Annotated in this window: 21 protein-coding genes; 9 read left to right on the forward strand and 12 right to left on the reverse strand. The window is 39.7% G+C overall.

Going from position 1 to position 22,578, the window contains the following annotated elements; genetic code table 11:
- Positions 1-2: 2 nt before the first annotated feature.
- Positions 3-458 (reverse strand): DUF2244 domain-containing protein, encoded by a 456-nt coding sequence (locus tag B8983_RS07750; protein ID WP_084283576.1) that lies wholly within the window; start codon positions 456-458, stop codon positions 3-5.
- On the opposite strand from B8983_RS07750, the gene B8983_RS07755 reads away from it, so the two are divergent.
- From B8983_RS07755 to B8983_RS07775, 4 genes are all read left to right on the forward strand, one after another.
- Positions 459-776, forward strand: a complete 318-nt coding sequence (locus B8983_RS07755) for a hypothetical protein (RefSeq protein ID WP_084283577.1) — start codon at positions 459-461, stop codon at positions 774-776.
- Positions 777-1,066: 290 nt separating this feature from the next.
- On the forward strand, positions 1,067-1,468 hold the full coding sequence (locus B8983_RS07765; RefSeq protein WP_084283579.1) for a CoA-binding protein: 402 nt from the start codon (positions 1,067-1,069) through the stop codon (positions 1,466-1,468).
- The gene (locus B8983_RS07770) at positions 1,461-2,033 is read left to right on the forward strand and encodes a chalcone isomerase family protein (RefSeq protein WP_084283580.1); all 573 of its coding nucleotides are present in this window, start codon (positions 1,461-1,463) and stop codon (positions 2,031-2,033) included. Before B8983_RS07765 ends, B8983_RS07770 begins: the two co-directional genes overlap by 8 nt.
- A 10-nt stretch (positions 2,034-2,043) precedes the next feature.
- A complete protein-coding gene (locus tag B8983_RS07775; RefSeq protein WP_084283581.1) occupies positions 2,044-2,352 on the forward strand; it encodes a 4a-hydroxytetrahydrobiopterin dehydratase in 309 nt (102 codons plus the stop codon).
- Between the two features lie 50 nt (positions 2,353-2,402).
- Here B8983_RS07775 and B8983_RS07780 read toward each other — a convergent pair whose 3' ends face one another.
- A complete protein-coding gene (locus tag B8983_RS07780; protein WP_143736132.1) occupies positions 2,403-3,035 on the reverse strand; it encodes a glutathione S-transferase N-terminal domain-containing protein in 633 nt (210 codons plus the stop codon).
- A gap of 13 nt (positions 3,036-3,048) precedes the next feature.
- Complete coding sequence (locus tag B8983_RS07785; protein ID WP_084283583.1) at positions 3,049-4,473, reverse strand: 3'-5' exonuclease family protein; 1,425 nt, start codon at positions 4,471-4,473, stop codon at positions 3,049-3,051.
- 125 nt (positions 4,474-4,598) lie between these two features.
- Here B8983_RS07785 and B8983_RS07790 point away from each other — a divergent pair, with 125 nt between their 5' ends.
- From B8983_RS07790 to B8983_RS07800, 3 genes are all read left to right on the forward strand, one after another.
- Positions 4,599-5,903: an FCSD flavin-binding domain-containing protein gene (locus tag B8983_RS07790; RefSeq protein WP_084283584.1), complete on the forward strand. Its 1,305-nt coding sequence runs from the start codon at positions 4,599-4,601 to the stop codon at positions 5,901-5,903.
- Positions 5,904-6,005: 102 nt separating this feature from the next.
- A complete protein-coding gene (locus B8983_RS07795; RefSeq protein ID WP_084283585.1) occupies positions 6,006-6,503 on the forward strand; it encodes a (2Fe-2S)-binding protein in 498 nt (165 codons plus the stop codon).
- Positions 6,504-6,514: 11 nt separating this feature from the next.
- Positions 6,515-8,752: a xanthine dehydrogenase family protein molybdopterin-binding subunit gene (locus B8983_RS07800; protein WP_234986944.1), complete on the forward strand. Its 2,238-nt coding sequence runs from the start codon at positions 6,515-6,517 to the stop codon at positions 8,750-8,752.
- 62 nt (positions 8,753-8,814) lie between these two features.
- On the opposite strand, the gene soxA is transcribed toward B8983_RS07800, so the two are convergent.
- From soxA to B8983_RS07830, 6 genes are all read right to left on the reverse strand, one after another.
- Positions 8,815-9,588 carry a sulfur oxidation c-type cytochrome SoxA gene (soxA, locus tag B8983_RS07805; RefSeq protein WP_159460856.1) on the reverse strand — a complete coding sequence of 258 codons (774 nt, stop codon included), beginning with the start codon at positions 9,586-9,588 and terminating at the stop codon, positions 8,815-8,817.
- A gap of 13 nt (positions 9,589-9,601) precedes the next feature.
- Positions 9,602-9,949: a thiosulfate oxidation carrier complex protein SoxZ gene (soxZ, locus tag B8983_RS07810; RefSeq protein ID WP_084283587.1), complete on the reverse strand. Its 348-nt coding sequence runs from the start codon at positions 9,947-9,949 to the stop codon at positions 9,602-9,604.
- 23 nt (positions 9,950-9,972) lie between these two features.
- Positions 9,973-10,389: a thiosulfate oxidation carrier protein SoxY gene (locus B8983_RS07815; RefSeq protein ID WP_159460857.1), complete on the reverse strand. Its 417-nt coding sequence runs from the start codon at positions 10,387-10,389 to the stop codon at positions 9,973-9,975.
- 161 nt (positions 10,390-10,550) lie between these two features.
- Positions 10,551-10,964: a sulfur oxidation c-type cytochrome SoxX gene (soxX, locus tag B8983_RS07820; protein ID WP_084283589.1), complete on the reverse strand. Its 414-nt coding sequence runs from the start codon at positions 10,962-10,964 to the stop codon at positions 10,551-10,553.
- 90 nt (positions 10,965-11,054) lie between these two features.
- Positions 11,055-12,596, reverse strand: a complete 1,542-nt coding sequence (locus B8983_RS07825) for a CYTH and CHAD domain-containing protein (RefSeq protein ID WP_084283590.1) — start codon at positions 12,594-12,596, stop codon at positions 11,055-11,057.
- A 155-nt stretch (positions 12,597-12,751) separates the two neighbouring features.
- A complete protein-coding gene (locus B8983_RS07830; protein WP_084283591.1) occupies positions 12,752-14,524 on the reverse strand; it encodes an alkaline phosphatase in 1,773 nt (590 codons plus the stop codon).
- A 117-nt stretch (positions 14,525-14,641) separates the two neighbouring features.
- On the opposite strand from B8983_RS07830, the gene B8983_RS07835 reads away from it, so the two are divergent.
- The gene (locus B8983_RS07835; protein ID WP_084283592.1) at positions 14,642-15,892 is read left to right on the forward strand and encodes an alkaline phosphatase family protein; all 1,251 of its coding nucleotides are present in this window, start codon (positions 14,642-14,644) and stop codon (positions 15,890-15,892) included.
- Between the two features lie 63 nt (positions 15,893-15,955).
- Here the strand turns inward: B8983_RS07835 and B8983_RS07840 are convergent, their stop codons facing one another.
- Genes B8983_RS07840 through B8983_RS07850 form a run of 3 tightly spaced genes read right to left on the reverse strand, consistent with a single transcriptional unit; the run spans position 15,956 to position 21,847 of the window.
- Positions 15,956-17,422, reverse strand: coding sequence for an efflux transporter outer membrane subunit (locus B8983_RS07840; RefSeq protein WP_084283593.1), 1,467 nt, complete (start codon positions 17,420-17,422; stop codon positions 15,956-15,958).
- Position 17,423: 1 nt separating this feature from the next.
- Positions 17,424-20,600, reverse strand: coding sequence for an efflux RND transporter permease subunit (locus tag B8983_RS07845; protein ID WP_084283594.1), 3,177 nt, complete (start codon positions 20,598-20,600; stop codon positions 17,424-17,426).
- A gap of 20 nt (positions 20,601-20,620) precedes the next feature.
- On the reverse strand, positions 20,621-21,847 hold the full coding sequence (locus B8983_RS07850; protein WP_234986945.1) for an efflux RND transporter periplasmic adaptor subunit: 1,227 nt from the start codon (positions 21,845-21,847) through the stop codon (positions 20,621-20,623).
- A 176-nt stretch (positions 21,848-22,023) separates the two neighbouring features.
- Between B8983_RS07850 and B8983_RS07855 the strand changes: the two genes are divergently transcribed.
- Positions 22,024-22,524, forward strand: coding sequence for an HPP family protein (locus B8983_RS07855; RefSeq protein ID WP_084283595.1), 501 nt, complete (start codon positions 22,024-22,026; stop codon positions 22,522-22,524).
- Positions 22,525-22,578 lie beyond the last annotated feature (54 nt).

A 22,578-nucleotide genomic window follows, 5' to 3' on the forward strand; every position in this document is an offset into this window, starting at 1 on the left:
ATTTACATCATCCTCTTCAAACTCGTAGCCAATTGCATTCTAAACTCATCCCTTTTATGCAAATGAATAAACTTACCAATCTCGATAACCTCTCCCTTGTATTCGATACCAATAAGCTTTTTTACGGTAAGCTCGTTGGCTAATTTTACCCATAACAAGTTAGCACTGAATGTATTTACGCTATTTGCATCCGATCTGATAATCACTAACGTCTGGTTACTCAGCACAACTTCCTCATAATCCGTTGCATGTCTTGCATACATCAGTAAAGCAACGCCCAAGACAACTAATTCTAAAATAGTAAAGGGTAGGATTAACCAAATACCTTGGGTTAAAAAAAAACTGGCGACAATCAACGAAAATATTGACTGTGCAAGATAAAATAGACCTACTTGTTTAGGGGTAAATGAGCAATTTTTCTTAAATATCCACCGAACTAGATTGCCATTAGTATTCATATGAAAATTATTCACCAAATTCGTTTACTTTGCTTATTGAGTCTTATTTTAGTGATTACTGCGTGCGAACGTCAGGTCTACACCACCTGGGAATGTAATGGCGTATTTCCTGATAAGCAAAAATTTTCATTTATTCTTGATGGCTCCAACATGAAATTTCAAGAAAATCGTCAGTTAAAGTTTTGTGGAAGCCTGGGAAACTCTAGTTTTTTTGATGAAGTTTGCCCTGTACAAATCGAAACATCGAAAGTTGTTTTCATTCCCAAAAAAGGTGACTTCATCGAAGACTCGCATGCATTTCGCTGTTTCGCTCTCTAATAAAAAGGAAAATAGATGCTAAGTACCATGCTCATTCTTAGGATTTTTTTAGGTGTTTTATTCACCTATTGGTTACTAGCATCAATCCAATTTACGGTGATACCGCACCTCTTTCGCCCATTAAAAAAAGCGGAGTTTTACCTTGCCATTGCATTTGGGACCGTTATTTATATTTATATCCCACCGCTCTGGTTCATTCTGGTGCTCGGACTGTATCTTTATCACTTCAAAATCCGATCAAAAAAATAATTCCACCATCCAAATCTAAATACTATTGGTAAGATGGATACATGGATCAAATTATTTCAAAAATTCTGAGCAGTACAAAAAATATCGCCGTGGTAGGTCTTTCCGCTAATCCTGAAAAACCATCGCATGACGTTGCTCGCTTTATGCAAAATCGCGGATTTCGTATTATTCCGGTCAATCCAAATGAACAGATGATTTTAGGAGAGACATCCTACCCGACTCTATCAGCGATTCCTTTTGAAGTTGATTTAGTCAATATCTTCCGAAAACCTGAAGATTGTGGTGAATTAGTAGCTGAGGCAACCCAGTTAAAAGTGAAACATATTTGGTTACAGTTAGGCATTGTTAACGAGCAGGCACAAGCAATCGCTGAACAAGCAAAGATTGATTTTGTTATGAACCACTGTTTAAAAATTGAATATCTGCGACTGCACAATGCGTAAAGTATTCATACGTTATTGCATCATCCTATTGATATTTTCTATCAGTTGGGATCGACCTTTATTAGCCAACCCAATTGAGCCTACACACATTACAGAGTTACACTTACCGAATTTTTCTCATTCAGGGCATGGCACTTTTACGAAATTTGGGTTTGAGATTTATCAGGCTCACTTCTATGTTGATGAAGTGAAAGCAGTTAAAAAATATGCCATCATCCTCAACTACTCTCGGAAAATTGAAAAAGAAGCGCTACTGAAGGCCACTATAGAGCAACTGGAGAGACTAGGATATTCCAGCAAGAAAACGGATGAGTGGAAAAATCAGTTAGAGAAAATTTATCCTAATATTAATAAAGGGGACCATTTAACGGCAATCTTCAATCCCGCCAATGGTACGACCTTCGTCTATGGCGACAAAATAATTGGTAATATAAATAATCCAGAATTTGCAGAAGCTTTTTTTGGTATTTGGTTATCCCCGAAAACCTCAGCCCCCGAACTTCGCTCGAAGCTGTTAGTAAATAATTGCCCCCCATTAATTTTTCAAACACAAGCATGTCAATAACGGAAACCGTATGCAACCCTTAATAACGAATACTCAACGTGATCATTTATCCGTCGACTGCCCTGATTGGAAATTAATGTCTTCGAGAGATGCATTACAAAAGACATTTGTTTTTAAAAACTTTCAAGAAGCCTTTAGTTGCATGTCCGAAATTGCTGTTATTGCCGAAGAGTTAAATCATCATCCTGAATGGTTTAATGTTTGGAATCGCCTAGACATTACTCTGTCAACCCATGATAGCGATGGTTTAACATTAAAAGATATTCAACTAGCCAAGGCGATTGATCGCATTTGTCTAAAGAAACTACTTGAGGCCTAAGCTAGGTGAAATAAATAGAACTTGTAGTATTCGAAAGTAAGCTCTGATTTTCAAGACTCAAGCCAAGTTGGATATTTCACCATGGATAAATTAAACATTTCAGAAGTTTGAAAGAAAGTCATCCATCGATCGATTGACTCCAACTTTAAGTCCATAAATCCTTGCTCATCAGCTCTCATAAACTGCCTGACAAAAGGAAATAAAGCAATATCAACCAAACTCAATTGATTCCCCATTAGAAAGGGATTCTTTGATAACTCTTTTTCAATTGGCATCAAGTAAATGTCAAGAGCCTGTTTTAGACTATCTTCTTTTGATTGAGTTGGATATCTTTCAGGATATTTATATGCATCCAAAATCTTTTTAAAGACATCGTCGTTCAGTCTTATCCATGCGAGCATTGAAGCATCAATGCCATCAAAACGATCTCCCCAAATAACGCGATGAGGAACCGGCTGAGTTCGATAGGCCCAAAGCATAATATCCAAACTTTGCTCTAAAACTGAACCATCAGGCCGTAGTAAAACTGGCACTGTTCCCTTGGGGGAAAGTTTGATCATACTTGCCGGTTTATTTCTCAAACTAATTTCTCTTACTTCGAACGTAATGCCAGCATCAATCAAAGCCATTCTGGCGCGCATTGCATAGGGACAACGACGATAGGAGTATAAAATGGATATCAAAATGGTCTCTTAGTTAACCTACGAACTCTTCATAGTTAGTAGGTTTTTCTAATTTTAAAATACGGTCTTTATCCATCGTTTTCAAAAACTTTTTAATGATTTTGTAGATATCCAAATCAAATTCAGGTTTACCAGTACTCAATAATTCAAAAACCTCATCTTCGTTAATCGCAGTTCCTAAATAACACCAGTGATCAGTGACGTGTAATTCATTTCCCTCTTTGATACCAATAGCTGTTTTAAATGGCCAAACACCCACCTTAAACTTCTTTAACGCGGTCATCAATCGTAAATGATAAGCATTGATTGCCTCTACCCCAACGCATGCGCCACGACATTGTTTCACTTGAAAGCCGAAGCAAGGCTTCCCAGGGAGTAATTTTTCTAGTCCGAGTAGTCCTTCACACAATTCATTTTTTTTAGCAATCGATTGCAAGGTTTTATTCGCTTCATGACGACTATAAAAAAGCCCGTATAGGTTATCTTGAATACCTGGTTGTAAATCATCATGCCTGACTAATTGTGGTGTCAGAATTTGATTCTCGTTTAGCAAGAACTGCCAAGCACACAAATCCTTTGAGCGCCGCAGTTTGATATTCAGGCTAGGGAGCTTCTCTTTAATTAACTTTGACTCTAAAAGCAAAGCGCCAATTTCTCCGGCAGTTTCAATCCAATCAATATCGGCAACTTGCATGGATAGTTTCATTTCTTTGCGAACACTCAGCGCACTAGAAAAATGCCCCATTACACGCGTCCTTAAGGAATTACTTTTACCGATATAAATAGGTGTCCGATTTTCAGCATAGAAAAGATAAACGCCTGGAGAATCTGGAATTGCATCTATCACTTTTTGATCAATTTTCGGCGGTAAACTTGGGTTAGCAATTAACTGTTTCATTGCCTCCTGAAGTCTAGCCACGCCAAACTGACGAACACAAACATTCCAAAATTGTTCTAAGACTTCAGCATCTCCCATAGCTCGATGTCTTGCACTCACTTGTAAACCGTGGGAGGCAATCACTGTATCTAGGTTATGCCTAGCCTGTTCGGGGAATAATAATCTAGATAATTTAACCGTACAAAGTACCTTCGCCCGAAAATCCAATTCACATCGTTTAAACGATGCTTTCAAAAACCCATAATCAAACCTTGCGTTGTGCGCAATAAAAACTTTACCTTCGAGTTGTTCGTATATTTCCTTGGCAATGTCATGAAAAAAAGGTTCATTTTCAACCAGCGAAGGGTCAATACCCGTCAGAATCTGAATATTTCTTGGGATAAAAACACCAGGATTGATTAATCGACTCCATTTAAAAAGCTGTCCATCCTGCAGAGTAATGACGGCCACCTCAGTGATACGATCTCGGTCAGAGTTTCCTCCGGTCGTTTCAATATCCACAAAAGCTAAAGGAGGGAAATTGGGAGTTAATACATTCATAAAAAAGAATAATTTGATAATTGCAGAGGAAATGATGAAATTTTTCCTATGAAAGGATTATGCTTGAAATATAAAATATTTATTTAATCTTCCTCTAGGAAGTTTTTTGGAAGCTTTTGAACCTTATGCAGAATTCGCGAAGAAAATTCTTAGAACAGTCACTCCTCAGCGGCTATTTAGGCACAATTGGTGGCAACTTACTAGCAAACCCAAGTTCTCAAAGCTCATCAGCAGCTTTGAAAAAAGCTAAAGTGATTGTTGTTGGCGGAGGTTTTGGTGGAGCAACCACTGCCAAATATTTAAAAATCTATTCCGGAGGAAAAATTGATGTCACCCTGATTGATCCAGCTCAAAACTTTATCTCTTGCCCACTCTCAAACCTCGTGATTAATGGGCAAATGGAGATTAGCGATTTAACAAAAAGCAGACTGGAATTAGAGCGAAAATATGGCATCAATATAGTGAATGACACGGTTGAACAAATCATGCCAGAGGCTCGAAAAATCTTACTGAAGCAAGGTGGGACGATGTCATACGATAAATTGGTGTTATCACCTGGCATAGATATGATGTGGGAAAGTATCCCCACCATGAAGGATCCAGCAATTCAAAACCGATTTGTGCACGCCATGAAAGCTGGGACGCAAACTCTGATTTTAAAAAAACAATTAGAGTCGATGGAAGATGGTGGTGTTTTCGCTATTTCAATTCCTTTAGCCCCCTATCGATGCCCTCCTTCCCCATATGAGCGTGCAAGTCAAGTCGCTCATTACTTAAAGAAATTCAAGCCAAAATCAAAAGTGCTAGTTTTAGATGCAAATGCCGAGATTACCTCTAAAGCTAGTCTTTTTAAAAGAGCTTGGTCAACTTACTATCCCAATATGATTGAATATCGAAACAATCATACCTTGGTGGATGTTGACCCCGCAGCCAGTGCTTTACTCTTTGAAGTGCAAGATGATGTAAAAGCCTCCGTATTAAATGTGATTCCTCCCATGCGAGCTGGCGATATTGCTCACCGGACCAAACTAGCCAATATTAATCAGCGTTGGTGTGAAGTTGATTTTTTAACCTATGAGTCAAAGATCATGCCCAATATTCATGTTCTTGGCGATGCGATCCAAAGCTCAACACAAACGCCAAAATCTGCTCAGGTTGCGAATGGGCAGGCAAAAATCTGCGCCTCTGCCATTTATCACTTGCTTGCTGACTTACCCATAGATAAAAACCCTAACTTTTCTAGCATTTGCTACAGCATCTTGGGAGATAAAACTGGAGCTCACATCTCTACCTTGCATCACTTTGATAAGAATACCCAAAGTATGGCGGTAATAGCCGGCTCAAATAGTATTTCTACAACCGACAACCCCAAAGAATATCTTTCCGCAATAAAATGGGCGAACGATATTTGGGCGGATACATTTATTTAAAATTTTGTGTAATTTTTTTACAAATTTTATTTTTTAATCAAATTTTCAATATAAACTTAGGTAGTTGTTTAATTAAATTCCTAAAACTAAAGGAGATCACAGATGCAGTTAAATATTAACGGCAAAATGCATAATATCGATGTAGAACCTAATATGCCTCTATTGTGGGCTATTCGTGAAATTATTGGTTTAACTGGCACAAAATATGGTTGCGGCATTGCACAATGTGGTGCTTGTACGGTTTACTTGAATGGCGAACCAGCTAGATCATGCTCTATTCCTGTCTCATCCGTTGGAAGTATGAAAATTACTACGGTTGAAGCTTTATCACCTGATAACTCCCACCCAGTACAAAAAGCTTGGATTGCACTAGACGTTCCACAATGTGGCTATTGCCAGTCTGGACAAGTCATGGCAGCCGCTGCACTATTAAAAAGAATTCCTAAGCCAACGGATGCTGATATTGACAATGCCATGTCCAATATTTGCCGTTGCGGTACTTATCAAAAAATTCGTGATGGTATTCATGTTGCATCTGGCCAGAAAAAATTGGCAGATGTACTAGCTACCTATGATGCGACACCTCAATCACGCGGATAAGAGAGACAAAAATGACTAAAATTATTGATACTCAAATGGACCAAAATGCTTTAGAAAGCCAATCACGCCGTCGCTTTATCGTCGACACTTCCTTTTTAGGTGGTGGTTTAATGCTAGGCATTGGTAGTTTTGCAAGTTCCACGGCCATTGCTGGTCCGATGTACAACCCAAATACCACTCTCGATGCATCCTCGCCTGAAGTGAATGCATGGGTAAATATTAAACCGGACGATACTGTCGTAGTTCGTATTGTGCGTTCAGAAATGGGTCAAGGTACTAGAACTGGTTTAGCACAATTAGTCACAGAAGAGTTAGAGTGTGACTGGAAAAAAGTAATTACTGAATCACCGACTCCCGGTCAAAGCGTTACAAGAAAAAGGGTTTGGGGAGAATTCAGTACAGGTGGTAGCCGTGGTATTAGAACTTCTGAGGACTATGTCCGTAGAGGTGCTGCAGCCGCAAGAATCATGCTCTTACAAGCAGCAGCAAATGAATGGAATGTCCCAGTATCCGAATTAACTGTTAATAAAGGTGTTATTTCCCATAAGTCTGGAAAGAAAACAACTTACGGCAAAGTTGCTAGTGCTGCTGCAAAGTTAACACCTCCCGATCCAAAATCAATTACGCTCAAAAAACCTAGCGAATGGAAAGTTGCTGGTAAACCTTTGGCTAGACTCGACACAGCCGATAAGGTCAATGGTACGAAGGTATTTGGTGTTGATTTACAACTCCCAGGGATGTTGTGTGCGGCTATTAAAGCATCTCCTGTTTTTGGTGGCAAAGTAAAAGCCTTTGACGAAAACAAAGTTAAAAACCTTCGTGGTGTTAAGGGTGTTGTGAAGGTTGGAGATAATGCTGTTGCGGTAGTTGCTGATACTTTTTGGCGTGCTAAAGTTGCTTTAGAAGCACTCCCAATTGAATGGGATGAAGCGGGTAATGGCAATGTTAACCAAGCTGATATCGAAAAACGCTTAAGAGAAGGTTTAGACGAAGAAGGTGATTTTTGGCAACGCAAAGAAGGTGATGCAGTGACTGCCATTAAGTCTTCAAGTAAGGTTGTTGAGGCTATTTATTACACGCCATATCGTTCACATGCCAACATGGAACCGATGAACTGTACCGTAAAATTCACTCCAGAAAGAGTGGAAGCATGGGTACCAACGCAAAATGGTGAAGCCTCTCATGCAGCCCTTGCTGAGGCAGCGGGCCTACCACTCACTCAATGTGAGGTCTATAAATTAGATCCTGGAACTGGTTTAGGTCGTCGTGGTGGTACTCAAGAGTATGTTACTCAAGCAGTAAGAATTGCTAAAAACTTCCCTGGAGTTCCCGTAAAAATGATGTGGTCACGTGAAGAAGATATGACACATGATTACTATCACCCGATTGCTATGGCTAAGATGAGAGCCGGTATTGATGCGAACGGTAATATGACTGGTTTACACGTTAAAGTTTCTGGTCAATCCATTAACTCAACTGTCGCACCAATGGCGATTAAAAACAATAAGGATGTGAGACAGTTGCAGGGTTTTTATGAAGAAGTTGGCGATGCTCAGCTTGGTTATAAGTTCCCAACCCTATTAACTGAGTATGTGATGAAAAATACTCACGTTCCAGTTGGCCCATGGCGCGGTGTAAATACCAACCAAAATGGTATGTTCATGGAAATTTTCATGGACGAATGTGCGAAAGCTGCAGGAAAAGATCCTTTAGCCTTCCGTCAAGCAATCATGCAGAATCACCCTAAACATTTAGCTGTTCTCAATGCAGCAGCGAAGCGGAGTAACTGGGGCAAACCATTGCCGAAGGGTGTTCACCGTGGTATCGCTCAGTTTATGGGCTACGGTAGTTACTCAGCATGCGTTGCTGAAGTTTCTGTCACAGATAATATTGTGAAGATTCACAAGATGGTGTTTGCTTTAGATTGTGGTCACGTAGTCAACCCCTATGTTGTCCGTGAACAAGTTGAAGGCTCTGTGGTAATGGCACTTTCTGCAGTTTTCAATCCAGAGATTACGGTAGAAAATGGCAGAATCAAACAAACCAACTTTGACTCTTATCCGTTACTGAGATTAGCTCAAAATCCAAAGGTTGATACTGTATTAGTACCATCAATGGATTTCTGGGGTGGTGTTGGCGAACCGACCATTTGCGTAGTAGGACCAGCGGTAATTAACGCAATCTCAGCAGCACTCGGTAAGCCTTTACGTAACTTCCCATTAATCAGAGAAGGTCTGTCAATCGCTTAAGTAGTTCTTGTATGAGATTAAAATCCCATTAAATTTTTAATGGGATTTTTTTTATCCCGAAGTTACCTACGAATCGATGGGCCTTCCCAAAGAAGCCCCTCAGATCGATTTTTTAGAAACAATTCTAGTGCGCGAAGATCTCTATGGCCTGTGGGTGGAATCGCTGCTTGAACACCCGAATAACAGGCTCTCAGTCTCCGATCCATGGAGCCCATGGTCTGCCAACTCTGCCGGTAGATAGGAAAACCCGTTAAGAACGCAGGACTGATAACATCTGATCTTAAGTTCTTTCCAATATTCAAATCATGACACTGGGTACAAGAAAGATTGACTCTACCTTGACGTTGAATATAAATTTGCGCCCCGTGATTCAGTTCCTCTTGCCACAACTTCCTCTCAGCAACTTCTGAGGGTGGCTGAAGCTTTATCTTTAAGCCTTTAGCGCTATCAGATAAAAAGGTAGAAAGAGCAATTACATCTTGATTTTCAGTATTTAGACCAACCATCTGTTTTTTTGCAAAACATTGAATAATCTGATCTTCTAAATTGATTAATTGATGATTTTTCCAACGCGGAAACTCCACTATCGATTGCCGAACTTGCGTTAAATCCTGATGACATCCCTGACAGTCCTTTTGCCATATTTGGGATCCTTGGTCCAACCATAAGGCAATTGGATTCATCGTGAGATCCTTGGATAAATTCAATAGCTCGGCAGATAAAAAATGATTACCACTCAATCGAGTTTCAGCTGGAGCACTCTGATGGAAAATCAATAAAGATAATGAGAGTAAAGTGAAAGTTAAGCGACGAAGTAGTAAATGAAAAACTTTCAACTGGTGGCATTCCTCAAGATTTAAAACTGATGAGTTCTTTTTCAGTTTGGCCTGTATTACCAAGATCATCCACCCAGTTGACACTAATAACGCCCCCTTTTTCAGGAACCTCAATCAGAAAACTAATTAATGGATTGGCGGCAATCCCTGTGCCTACGTCAGCTTCAAAGATGACTTCTTGATTCAGTTTAACGAACACCTTTTCAATGATATTTTTAGGGATTTGATCAATCCCGTTATCGGCCATTCGAAAGCCTGTTTCCATCGGATGGCCGATTAAAATTCGAACCTCCACCGAAGCACCTGGTTTGGGGTTACCAATGAAACTGACTCTAATCGGAAATTTATTATTAGTTGCCATAACAGCCCTTCATGATGAAGATTTTAGGTTGCATCAAAACAAGCATTTAAAGTCACCACTGACGGCACTGAATTAGCAATTTTTTGACCATTATCCAAAGTAACAATCACCCACACATCTTGGCTCAAAGCTAGACGAATGCGTGTCGAAAATTGGTAACTTTTGCTAGCTTTGGGTATTTTCCCCCTTAAAACCATTGGAAAAGGATTTTCAGGAGCGATGATTTCAAAAGACTGTATCAATCGATCAGCAGGAGCTATTAGTTTGATAGTAAAAGGTATGGAGTTACCAGTATCCGCCAAAGGAGGTATATCTAATTCAATTGCTTTGGCATCAATTGCTAGCTTTTTTAAAGCAACCGGTTGATATTCTAAATACTGGCTTTGCATGGTTTGTACAGCCTGCATTTTTTGAGCTAAAGCATTTGTCGATTTGCTCAAAAAAAATAAGCTAGTTAGACCGAATAGAAAGTCTCGCTTCGAGCAGGATATATTACCCCTTATTGTTTTTATCGACGGCATATGCACTTTACGCATCCAGTCATCCCCTAGAAATATTCAAATCGTTTTTATAAATTGATTGTAATTGTTTTTTTAACAAACTACTTCAGTTGCACGAGTAAATCAACGACCTCATTAATTTGTTCTGGAGTTAATGGGGTTTTAGGAAGATTAGGATTGATGATGCCAATTTGACTACCGTAAGGTGGCATTAATGTGTCGGGATTCATCAACCGAGCATCTGTAACCCATTGCCTTAGTTGCTCTGGCGTATACTTCGATCCCACTTTCGTTAAAGCAGGCGCAAAATTCCCTTGCTTTTCTCTCGAATTATTTTCTGACAGTTGGATGGTATGGCAAGTAATGCAATTACCCAAACGCCCATCTTGGATAATTTTCCACCCAGGCATTTTAATCAAAGCATCTACCGATGGCCTCACCTCAGAGAAGGCAAAGCATGATGCGAAAAGGCAACATAAAACACTGAGGGAAGTTAATTTAACTTTTGTAGTCATCGATGAAATAATACCCCAGCGCCATTCACAAAGGTATACAAGTTATCAGAAAAAATTAAATATTCAAATTCGAAAACCACCTATCAATATTTATTTTTGCCAAGGTGCCTTAATTTCGTTTAATCCAGCAATCACTTTAGGCATCATTGAGAGATACCCACTTTGACGACCAATAATCCAAGCTGCAGCAATATCTACTTGAGGAAGATTACGTTTTGCTAAGAGAATTTCAGCTGTCGCTAAATCGTTCATCTTACCCAGTAACTCTTGTGCTCGAGAGAGTGTTTTGGTGTAACGATTCATTTTCTTTTTAGGGAATAACTCAATAAAGAATTCAAATGAATACCTTAATTTTTTCAGATATAAACGAAGTTGATGACTTTCTTCTAAAGTTCGATTCTTAACAGCTATCTCCCTTTGAAAACGACGATGACGGCGTTTTAGAAGGCGGATAGCAAACTGCTCAGTATTTTCAGGCCGAATGGGCTCAGCCGTTGATTGACTCTCGAGAATCATTTTTTGGCGATTTTTAATTTCCGGATGGGTCTTTAAACTCATAATTGCCTCAGCAAATGAAATAACTTTCACTGAGTAATTCCTACTGCCAAAAGAAGCAATCGCACTGTCATGACCGGAAGATCTGTGTGAAATCGCAAATTTTTCTAACGCAAGAATGTCGGGGTGGTTTCCAAAAGTTTCTTTCAAAAGTGGCAACAATTCTTCATTAAAAACATCCCAATTTCTTGCATCACCTAAGGCATTGGCTAAATCCCTCCAGACAACATTCCAATTAGCGACGAAAGTCATTGGCAAGACGGGGGAGAAAAGTTTGATGGCTGAGCGAATTCTTCGCATAGCAACTCGAGCTTGATGAATATACTCTTCATCATTATCTAATAAGATGCCAGCATCATTCATTTGCAAGTGATGAAGGCACTCAAAGCAGATGTGCTGAAAAGTATCCAATGGATCTGCTTTGGGATCTATGAACAAATCAGCTGGCTTAGTAGGTGAGATAGCAATATTTTGATATAGTCGATACCCTACTTCAGCTTTGGAGCGATTAGAAGGATGTAGCCGAACGCGGCGGCTTAAAACCCTGGCTAGACCAAACAGGTTGACTGGATTACCCTCCACAAGCTCTAACTCTACCTCACTAATTTCTTGCTCATACAATAAACCATCAAGTCGTTTCGTCACTATTTTGCCAAGATCAATGGCCACTTCAATCTTCGAACCCCGAAACTCAACTATCCAACTACGCCTAACAAAATCAGTGGTAAAGATTGGAACCAGTTGAGGGGCCAACATGGTCATTTTTTCTGCCAACTCTGGATCATCGATCAATGTTTGAAAATCAAATTGACCAGGGGTTGTGGGTGCTTCCCACTCTAAACGTTGATGCAATCCCCCCATGGAATGAGATGCTAATTTCACTGTCAGTAAAGTCTTGCGTAAAATTTTACGCTCTCGTACTGCTGTACCACCTTTCATTAGTAATAACTCAGGAGTGTCGTAGTAAACATTAAAAAGCTTCTGCCGTTTACCAGGTTGGCTAATGAGGGTATGTTCTAAGAGGATGGGTAAATCCTTTGCCGAAAAACTTAGTTTTAATTCAGTTTCTGTCGCCACGGTAGTTTAGTTACCCTTCGAGATCAATGAAAGTTTACATAGGGTCTTTGATTTTAATGATATTGAAACAATAATACTATCTATAAAAAATTATAAATCCGTGTCAATTTAGTGAATTGACACGGATTTCGATAACAAAATAAGATAAAGTTAAATTACTTTTTACTACCTAAACCAAGGGCCTGTACCATCCCTTTAAAGACTTCCGTGTTATCAATAAAGCCTCTGTAAAAATCTGACCCAGGACCCATCGCAGTAAGAACTCCGTCATCGGCAGTGTGCACACCCGCCTCGTTTGTAGATGGTGTATTTCCTTCAACCTTTACCGCTTCTGGATGTTGTTCTTTATAGATTGGATTCGCTACAAATTTTTTAGTTTCTTTATCGATGACAGCGGGCACAAATGTGCCAGTTAACTTAGGCTTTAAAGTTTCGTAATGATCCGGGAAATTGCCATAGTTAAACACAATTCGTTTGCTTACATCGATTGACTCTGGATAACCCTGCTGATTAGCCTTGGGGTAGTTAGGGAACCCAGCATCTGCATATACTCCGACTTTCTCACGTAATGCCCCTTTCTTCTCATCAGAAACAACCCCACTAATGGATCCACCATGCGTATGGTCAGGGGTAACAATAATCAATGTATCTTTGTTTTTTGCTGCAAAGTCTTTGGCGACTTGCACCGCATTACTCAACATAATCGTATCAAAGGCAGCTCTTTCCCAATCCAATGGGTGATTAAACTTGTCAATCAAAGCAGCTTCTACGACGAGAAAGAAGCCATTTTTATTCTTAGACAACACATGAATTGCAGCCTGAGTCATTTCCGTTAAATCCGGTTGATCTGGATAATCTTTAACGGTATTTTGTTTCAAAAAGAAACGATCTAAAGAACCATCCATGTTGTCATGGTGGAATGTTCCAAAAAGTTTTGTAGTTGTGGTTTTATTTGCAGCTTGCATCAACTCTGTTTTTGTTTTTACTAACTCATAGCCATCTAACTTAAACAATCTGATTAGATCATTGTTATCTTTTCTCTTTGAGAGTTTTTCAGTTTGTGGCATAAAGTATGCAGCGCCTCCTCCTAAAATCACATCAATTTGCTTTAAAAATAATTCATCAGCAATATATTGTTTATCGGCACGTCTTCTAGTATGTGCAACCATGGCTGCTGGCGTCGCATCTTCGATTTCAGCATCTGACACAATCCCAATCGACATTTTTGTTTTTCTTTTAATCAACTCTGCAATTGTTTCCACTTTGGGATGCGCCAAGTTGTCCGTGGCACGTGAAGCGTAAACACCCAATGCATTGACAGATGACTTATGACCTGTGGTGTAGGCGCTCATTGAATTAGCTGAGTCAGTTAACAATGAGTCTGCCCCTGAAGTCCCCACTAAGGCCATTTGCGGCATATCATCAAAAGATAATTTACCTTGATATTTACCTTGAGAGATCCCTTTTGACATCACTCTCGCTGCAGTTCTATTGGCAATGCTCATACCATCACCAATAAATAAGATGACATTCTTTGCTTTGCGCTCACCAGTAGCATAAACATTCCATTGAACACTCAAAAACTGATTTTTGTCATCGGCAGTTCGAGCAGTTAAATTCACAGACCCAACATTACTCAAGGAGACATTTCTCCAAACAAAAGAGGAGCCTTTGCCATCCTCATTGCGAATATGCTCTGGAGGAGCTTTAATCACAGTAGTGATATCTTTATCATTCATCGTAATAAATACTTCACTCGGCTCAAGAACCTTATCAAATTCGACTTTAAGATCAAATTTACTCCCCACCAGGATTTCAGCTTGATGAATTGGATAGATAGCAACAGCTCCCAATTGAAGGGACATGCCTAAAAAGGTAGAAATGGTAAATAGTTTGATAAAAGTACCAAACTGAAAAAGATTTTTCATGAATAATTCTCCAAGGTTAGGATTTTCATAATAATTCATGAAAATGACTGTTTATTGAAATTCACGCAAATTTAGACTGATTCCTGAATTTTTGTTTCACAACAAATAGGTTAAGAAATGATTCGTACACTCTCGAGCTTTAAACACGCGTTCGGCTTTACTATTATTGGCTTAGTTTTAACGTTCTCTGCTTGCACTGCTCAACGACAAGATGTACCAACTACTCCAAGTGAGGTTAAACCTTTGGTAGTTTTAATTTCTATCGACGGCTTCAAGCCAGAGTATTTAAAACGTAACTACTCCCCAAATTTGCAAGAGCTTGCAGAAAACGGTGCGCTGGCTAAAGGACTTATTTCCTCATTCCCCTCTGTCACTTTCCCCAACCATTACAGTATTGTCACCGGCTTATATCCCGACCATCATGGTATCGTCAATAACACCATGTATGACACTCACATTCAGGAAGTATTTAAGTTATCCTCTAGGGATGCTGTTACCAACCCAGCTTGGTGGTCGGATGCAAAACCCATTTGGGTTAGTGTCATTGAACAAAATAAAAGAGCCTCCACGCTTTTTTGGCCCGGCACAGAAACCAAAATTCAACAAATTCAACCAAATGATTGGTTAAATTACGACCATCATATGAGCTCAACAGCTCGAGTTGAGCAGTTATTAACTTGGTTATCGAAACCGAATTCAATGAGAGCGGACTTTGCGACTTTATATTTTTCTGAGGTAGATTCTGCTGGACATGCCTTTGGACCGAATAGTTCTCAAGTGAATCAATCCATCGCTCATGTCGATCAAGCAATTGCTCAATTAAGAGTAGGACTTAAGAAACTTGGCCTTGATCAGAAAACCACTTTTATTATCGTTTCAGACCATGGCATGTCAGTAGTTCCTAGCGATCACTGGATTGAAGTTTCTCAGGTTTTAAAGGATATTCCGGAAATCAAATATGAGTGGACTGGACCTGTAGCTGGGATCAATCTAGGGGAACAAGACGTCTCAACTGCACTCAATCAGTTAAAAACAATTCCTCACTTAGCATGTTGGAAAAAATCTGAAATTCCCACTAAATATCACTTTGGGACACATCGTCGCATACCAAAGATTGTTTGTTTAGCCGAAAATCACTATGTCATTACCGATAAAAAACCATTGATTACTTACCCAGGTCATCACGGTTTTGCCCCTCAAGAACAGGATATGCATGGTTTATTTATTGCATCGGGATATCAAATTCGTAAAGTTGATTTAGATTATTTTGAGAACGTGGATGTTTATTCGCTAATGACAAAACTTTTAAATATTCCAGCTGAAAAAAATGATGGCTCAGATCATCTTATTAAGAAACTGATTAAGTAAAAATCTCCCCATCAAACGAAGTGTCGAAAAACCGTCACTTCGTTTGATGAAAACAGGTGTAATTTAGTAAATCTTACTTTTTTCTAAGCTCCAACCACCACCTAAGGCTTGATATAAGGACGTAGTATCACCCAAATAAGTAGCCGAGGCCTGTAGTCGATTAATCTTTGCTTGCAGGTAAGTTTGTTCTGTTTGTAGCTTCGCTGGCTCAGAAATATAACCGACTTTGAATTGTTTGCTGGCTTGATCAAAAATCACTTTACTAGCGTTTTCATTTTGAATGGCAGCATTCAAGTAGCTTTTATCAGACTGCAGAGCATATAAAGTATCTGCGACATTTTGGTAAGCAAAAAGAATCGCCGACTTATATTGAGCCACAGCCGCATCAGTAGCTGCATCAGCAGCTTGTTTTCTAGAAAATAAAGTACCACCGGCGAATAAGCTCTGACTGACGCCACCACTAATACTCCAAATTTTACTCACCTGATCGGCAATATCTGCCACGACCGCCGTAGCGTTGCCAGCGGAAGCTAATACATTGAATTGCGGCAACATATTTGCCAAAGCTACACCAATTTGCGCATTTGCAGAGCGAACATACTCCTCAGCAATTTGAATATCTGGACGCTGACTCAACAAATCTGCAGGTAAGGAGCTAGGCAATTTGGCAGGAAGTTTAATTTGCTCCAAATTCGGCAATAAAAGCTTTTCACTTGGCATCTGTCCGCATAAAACATTTAATAAATTCAGTGTTTGTTCGCGGCTTTTTTCAATCACTGGAGTTTGGGCAATCGCCTGCGCATATAAACTTTCTTGTAGGGCAAGATCTACACTACTGGCATATCCTGAGTCCCTTAATCTTCTTGCATGATCTAATTGTGCTTTCGCTGAAGCCGCTAATTGCTTGACAGCAACAAGCTGCTCTCGCAAAGAAGCTTCTTGAATAGCCGCCGCTAAAACATTGTTCGCAACAGTAATGCGCAGTGCCTCTAATTGATAACTACTGGCATTACCCAGTGCTTTTAATGCCTCAACTTGGCGACGATTACCACCCCAAATATCGGGTACAAACCCTACTGAAATACCTGAAGTTTTGAGCGTGTAAATGGAGTTATTCTGATCAGGTCCATACACAGCTGGTTGAATAGCTGTCCCTGTATTTTGTCGCAAAGCATTGTAACCTAGGCCTACCGTTGGAAAAAAATACCCTTGTTGCGCACGCACATTCGCTTGCGCAACCTTTAAATTTGCTGACGCAGCCTCAATATCAAAATTATTCTTTAACGCCAACTCAACTAAGCCATTGAGTTCTACAGACCCATACTCTGTCCACCAATCATTGCGAATTTTTTGAGCCAGTTCCTGATTCGATGAATTCGTCCCTGTATTTTGTCGCGTAAAGCTTTTGGGTACATCTAACTTCGGCTTTACAAAATCAGGTCCGAGGGAACACGCAGTGTAAGTCCATGAAATGCCTAGTAGTAAACCAATCGTTGTAATTGTTCGCAGAGGCAAGGTTGTTTTTCTCATATTACCCACCCAAGCCTTTACGACGCTTTTTCGGCTTAACTCGTTTTAAAACTTCCGTATAGATCGCTGGAACGACTAACAATAAAAATATTGGTCCAATAATCATCCCACCCACTACAACAGTTGCAAGGGGCTTTTGTACTTGACTACCGATACCATTGGAAATAGCTGCAGGGAATAAGCCAATCGCAGCGGATAATGCGGTCATTAAAAGAGGTCTCATCCTGTGTTCGTGGGCCTCAAGAATAGCCTGTTTAACCGTTCTTCCAGAGTGAATTAATTCACGATAGTAAGTTTGAACAAGAATACCGTTCATTACAGACACCCCTAAAAGAGAAATAAAACCAATAATGGCTGAGATACTGGCTGTTTGCCCAGAAAAATACAATGCCACAACCCCACCAAACATCGCAAACGGCACACCTGAAACGGTCAATAAGCAATCTAAAAGGTTATTAAACAACGCATAAAGCAATGCAAAAATGAGTAGCAGTGCTAACGGCACAATCACTGCAAGTCGCTCTTGGGCAGCCTGTAACTCTTCGAACTCTCCCGCATAAGAAATTCTGTAGCCCTCAGGTAAATTGATTTGAGAGCCAATTTTTTCTTGGATCTCTAATACAGTTGATCCTAAATCACGTCCTCTAGTACTAAACTTCACAGGGATATATCTTTCATTTTTCTCGTGATAAATATAGCTAGCACCGGTATCTAATGAAATATTTGAAATATCTTCAAGAGGTATGTAAGCAACACCACCATTGGACGTTGTATAACCAATTCGTAGCCGACGGACGTCATCGATACTATCACGACCTTCTTTCTTTAAACGAACCGTTAAATCGAATTTCTTATCACCTTCTAAAACCGTTGTCGCTACAGTACCAGCAAAAGCAGCTTGAATAGCAGTGTTCACATCGCCAGTATTTAAACCATATCGAGCGGCCTTGTCACGATCGATAATAATATTTAAATTAGGTTGCCCAAGTATGTAGAAAATACCCAAATCACTAACCCCTGGGATGCCTTCCATGATATGTTTTACTTGGTTAGCAAGTTCTTCAAGTTTTTCAAGATCTGGGCCAATAATCTTAACCGAATTAGCCCCCTTCACTCCTGACAAGCCCTCTTGGACGTTATCTTGAATATATTGAGAAAAGTTGGTAGTGACTCCAGGGAACTCGTTTTCGAAATCTTTTTGCAAGCCGGAAACTAACTTTTCTTTAGTCATTCCGTCTTTCCATTCATCAAATGGTTTCAAAGGAGCAAAAAGCTCAACGTTATTAAAACCAGCTGCATCACTACCATCATCTGGTCTACCATGTTGTGACACAACGGTCATGACTTCAGGATGACTTTTAATAATCTCTCGCATCCGGTTCACTTGAGCTGACCCAGCTTCAAGAGTTATAGTAGGTGGCAAAGAAGCACGAATCCACAAATTGCCCTCTTCAAGAGCAGGTAAAAACTCACTACCTAGGCGTGTAAGCATCAAGAAACCAACCAACAGGCAGACAATTGAACTTAAGATAACTGTTTTCGTGTTTTGTAATGCCCAAGTTAGTTTTGGCGTATAAAACTTTCTAATCGCCTCCACAATGAATGTTTCAGACTCTTTTACCCTTCTAGGCAACAACAGAGATGCGAGAACTGGAGTAATCGTAAAGGTCGCAATCAAAGCACCTGCTAAAGCGTATCCGTAAGTACGTGCCATGGGGCCAAAAATTTGCCCCTCAACGCCCTGCATCGTAAATAAAGGCAAGAATGCAGCAATCGTAATCGCAGTTGAAAACAAAACAGAAGTATCCACTTGTGTAGAACTTAGGAAAATCAACCTTAATCTTGCTGTCCAACCTTTTGACGGATCTGTTAGCAAACCATCCGGTCCGAATGCCATTTTCCGAAGTGTTCTTGCTCGATCCTCAGGAGATTGTTGGAAATTTCTAAAGATATTTTCTACTAAAATCACTGCCGAATCGACAATAATCCCGAAATCAACTGCCCCTAAAGATAATAGGTTAGCTGATTCCCCTGTAATTGTTAATATGATGATGCTAAAAAATAAGGCAAACGGGATATTCATACTAACGATGACGGCACTTCTCAAGTCACCCAAAAACACCCACTGGATAAAAAAGACCAATAAACAACCAAAGATGAGATTATGAATCACGGTATGCGTAGTCACACCAATCAAAGTTGATCGATCATAGTATGGTTCTACTTTAACGCCGTGGGGTAAAGAACCATCCGAATTAATCTTCTTAATTGCCTCTTCTGCTCGTTCAATGACCTGTTTTGTTTGGAGCGTGCGATTCATAATGATGACGCCAGTTACTACATCATTTTGATCATCTCGACCAGCTTCACCAAGTCTTGGAACAAAGCCCTCCGTGACCTCAGCAACATCTTTCACTCTAATAGCTAAACCATTTTGCTGAGTGAGAACGATCTTTTCGATATCTTCAATACTCTGAACTAAACCTACACCACGAATGTTGATGGACTGATCACCTACACTAACCGTTCGTCCCCCCACGTTAGAGTTGGAATTGCCGATAGTTGATAACAACTGCTGAAGGGTAATACCATAACCCTCAAGCTTTTTTGGATAAACTTCAACGTGATACTCTTTAGTAGTACCGCCCCAAGTTACCACTTGCACAATTCCTGGTGTTGTCAAAAGACGTTTAATAACCACCCAATTTTGAATCGTTCTGAGATCAGTTAAGCTATAAGTCGAGGGTCCTTTTAATTGATATCTAAAAATTTCACCAACTAAACTTGATGCTTGAATTTGCGGTTGTACCCCATTGGGTAAATTAACATTTTGAGATAAACCATTCGCCACTTGAGTGAGTGCGAAAAAGTAATCAACCCCGTAATTAAAGGTTACGCGGACAAAAGACAAACCCGCAAAGGAAGTCGATCGAATAATGTCTACACCTGGGGTCGTGGCGAGTCCAATTTCAATGGGCCTTGTGTAATACCGCTCCATTTCTTCGGATGATGACCCGGGGGATTGTGCGGTAATTTCAATAATGACTGGCGCTGGATTAGGATAAGCTTCCACATTGAGTTTCATGAAAGCAATGAAACCTGCCACGATGAATGCCATTAAGCATAAAAGAACAATTGGACGTCTTGTCAGAACAAAATAAAGTATTGGCTTAAACATATCGTGATTTCTTGGTAAATTTAATGAGTCACGCTATAGAGATTGCTCAAAAATAATGCTTTATTTAGTGCAATGGTCTCACCAGGCTCTAAACCGTCTAATATTTGAACTAAATCTGCTTGAAGAATCCCAATTCGAACCAACCTTCTCCTAAAATCAGTACCATTAGTCGTTGTCCAAACGGAACGCAGACCATTGTTTTCGCGAACCAAGGCTTGCAAGGGGACAGCTGGCCAAGTTTCTGGCTTGGATAACTCAATGGTGAATCCAGCTAGCATTTGGGGTTTTAACTCATGATCCTTATCATCCAATGCAGCATAAATGGTGAGTCTTCTGGTGACTGGGTCTACCGAATCAGCTACATAAACAATTTTCCCTGGGAATAACCGATCTTTGTAGGCTTGTACATTCACAATGACGTTTTGACCAATGCGATAAAACGGCACTTCAGATTCTGGCACATTTGCAACCATCCAAAGTTTATTAATATCGGATATTACAAATGGTGCTGGAGCGATACCAGGCTGAACTAATTGACCAGGTGCGGCATTTTTAGTAATAACTCGGCCATTAATTGGGCTACGAACATTCAGTTCAACATCAACTTTTCTGGTTTTAACAATTTCTTCTATTTCGGCGTCATTAAAACCAAATAGATACATAGTTTTTTTCGCAGCGGTGAAGTTTGCCTCGGCAGTTTGTTGATCAGAGATATTTTGCTCTAATTCTTTAAGAGAAATACTCTTAAATTCGTACAGTTCTTTTGCTCTTTTAAGAGTTTCATTGGACGTTTTTAAAATCCCTACCGTTGACAGAAGATTTGCAGATGCTTGCGCAGCATCCGGTGATACTACCGTGTATAAAATTTGACCTTTTTTAACATCTTCGCTGGCGTTTGCTAAAACACGATTAATTCTGCCTTGATAGGGAGAGTAAATATCTGCAGTTTTATTTCTATCAAAATCAATAATCCCAACCGCTTCTCTACGCTCTTGAAAATCATAGGTTTTTACTGACCCCCACTTAATTTGTTTGGCTTGTTCTGCAGTAATAATGACCGTATTTTCGGGGGATGGGGCTGGAGTTTCTACAGAATCTTTTTTAGTAAAGTTACTAAAAGTAAACACCAAGATCAAGATTAACACTCCAGCAGCAAACATCACTTTTTTGTTTGCTTTTAATTTGGAGAACAATTCAGCTCGATTGAATTGCTTTGGATCCGGTATTTTATTCTTTAATTCAGTCATTTCAGTACCAATTAATCTTGTGTGTTTGTTTTGTTATGTGAATTGAGAAATTATCGCAGAACCCATAAATAGTTATTTACAGATAACAGATGATATCTTAATTTGATGATAACTTTAATAAATTGTACTTCGTTCAATTATCAAGAAAAATGGACTTGAAGTTATACAATGACTAAATGAATGTTAAGAAATACTTTATTGTTCTTTTTGGTAGCTTCATAACCATTAGCATGGTGTTCTATCTCGTCAATTTGACCGATAATCACATATGGTTAGCTTCATTGGCTAGTTCAACCGCTTTACTCTTTACAGCCTCAAATCATTCGGTTGCGCAACCAAGGGCTCTTATTTTGGGGCACTTAATCTGTGCCTTGATTGGAATCCTCTTATATGATTTTTTTGGTGATCATTGGTGGGTTTTATCAATGTCATTATCACTTGGAATCTTCCTGATGCTCTTAAGCCGAACCTTTCATCCACCTGCTGCGGCAAATACCGTAATAATGATTCATGTTCATGCGAGTTTTATGATTCTCATTTCGACCATTTTGCTGGGTACGGTCAGCTTAGTGATACTGACTGCCATTATTACCAGAGTCATGAAAAGTAAAACCCCCTATCCAACTTACTGGTTTGCACCCTCTCCAAAAGCTCGCGATTGCGGAATTAAACATTAAGAACCTATAAAATAATAGTTACTCGTTACTTAAATACATGGATACACAAGGAGA

It is taken from the genome of Polynucleobacter kasalickyi, assembly GCF_900176405.1.
Taxonomy (GTDB): Bacteria; Pseudomonadota; Gammaproteobacteria; order Burkholderiales; family Burkholderiaceae; genus Polynucleobacter; species Polynucleobacter kasalickyi.

Excerpts from the sequence above, each read along its gene's own strand:
- B8983_RS07750 (WP_084283576.1), bottom strand. The coding sequence starts at position 458 with ATGAATACTAATGGCAATCTAGTTCGGTGGATATTTAAGAAAAATTGC.
- B8983_RS07755 (WP_084283577.1), top strand. The coding sequence starts at position 459 with ATGAAAATTATTCACCAAATTCGTTTACTTTGCTTATTGAGTCTTATT.
- B8983_RS07765 (WP_084283579.1), top strand. The coding sequence starts at position 1,067 with ATGGATCAAATTATTTCAAAAATTCTGAGCAGTACAAAAAATATCGCC.
- B8983_RS07770 (WP_084283580.1), top strand. The coding sequence starts at position 1,461 with ATGCGTAAAGTATTCATACGTTATTGCATCATCCTATTGATATTTTCT.
- B8983_RS07775 (WP_084283581.1), top strand. The coding sequence starts at position 2,044 with ATGCAACCCTTAATAACGAATACTCAACGTGATCATTTATCCGTCGAC.
- B8983_RS07785 (WP_084283583.1), bottom strand. The coding sequence starts at position 4,473 with ATGAATGTATTAACTCCCAATTTCCCTCCTTTAGCTTTTGTGGATATT.
- B8983_RS07790 (WP_084283584.1), top strand. The coding sequence starts at position 4,599 with ATGCAGAATTCGCGAAGAAAATTCTTAGAACAGTCACTCCTCAGCGGC.
- B8983_RS07795 (WP_084283585.1), top strand. The coding sequence starts at position 6,006 with ATGCAGTTAAATATTAACGGCAAAATGCATAATATCGATGTAGAACCT.
- B8983_RS07800 (WP_234986944.1), top strand. The coding sequence starts at position 6,515 with ATGACTAAAATTATTGATACTCAAATGGACCAAAATGCTTTAGAAAGC.
- soxZ (WP_084283587.1), bottom strand. The coding sequence starts at position 9,949 with ATGGCAACTAATAATAAATTTCCGATTAGAGTCAGTTTCATTGGTAAC.
- soxX (WP_084283589.1), bottom strand. The coding sequence starts at position 10,964 with ATGACTACAAAAGTTAAATTAACTTCCCTCAGTGTTTTATGTTGCCTT.
- B8983_RS07830 (WP_084283591.1), bottom strand. The coding sequence starts at position 14,524 with ATGAAAAATCTTTTTCAGTTTGGTACTTTTATCAAACTATTTACCATT.
- B8983_RS07835 (WP_084283592.1), top strand. The coding sequence starts at position 14,642 with ATGATTCGTACACTCTCGAGCTTTAAACACGCGTTCGGCTTTACTATT.
- B8983_RS07840 (WP_084283593.1), bottom strand. The coding sequence starts at position 17,422 with ATGAGAAAAACAACCTTGCCTCTGCGAACAATTACAACGATTGGTTTA.
- B8983_RS07845 (WP_084283594.1), bottom strand. The coding sequence starts at position 20,600 with ATGTTTAAGCCAATACTTTATTTTGTTCTGACAAGACGTCCAATTGTT.
- B8983_RS07850 (WP_234986945.1), bottom strand. The coding sequence starts at position 21,847 with ATGACTGAATTAAAGAATAAAATACCGGATCCAAAGCAATTCAATCGA.
- B8983_RS07855 (WP_084283595.1), top strand. The coding sequence starts at position 22,024 with ATGAATGTTAAGAAATACTTTATTGTTCTTTTTGGTAGCTTCATAACC.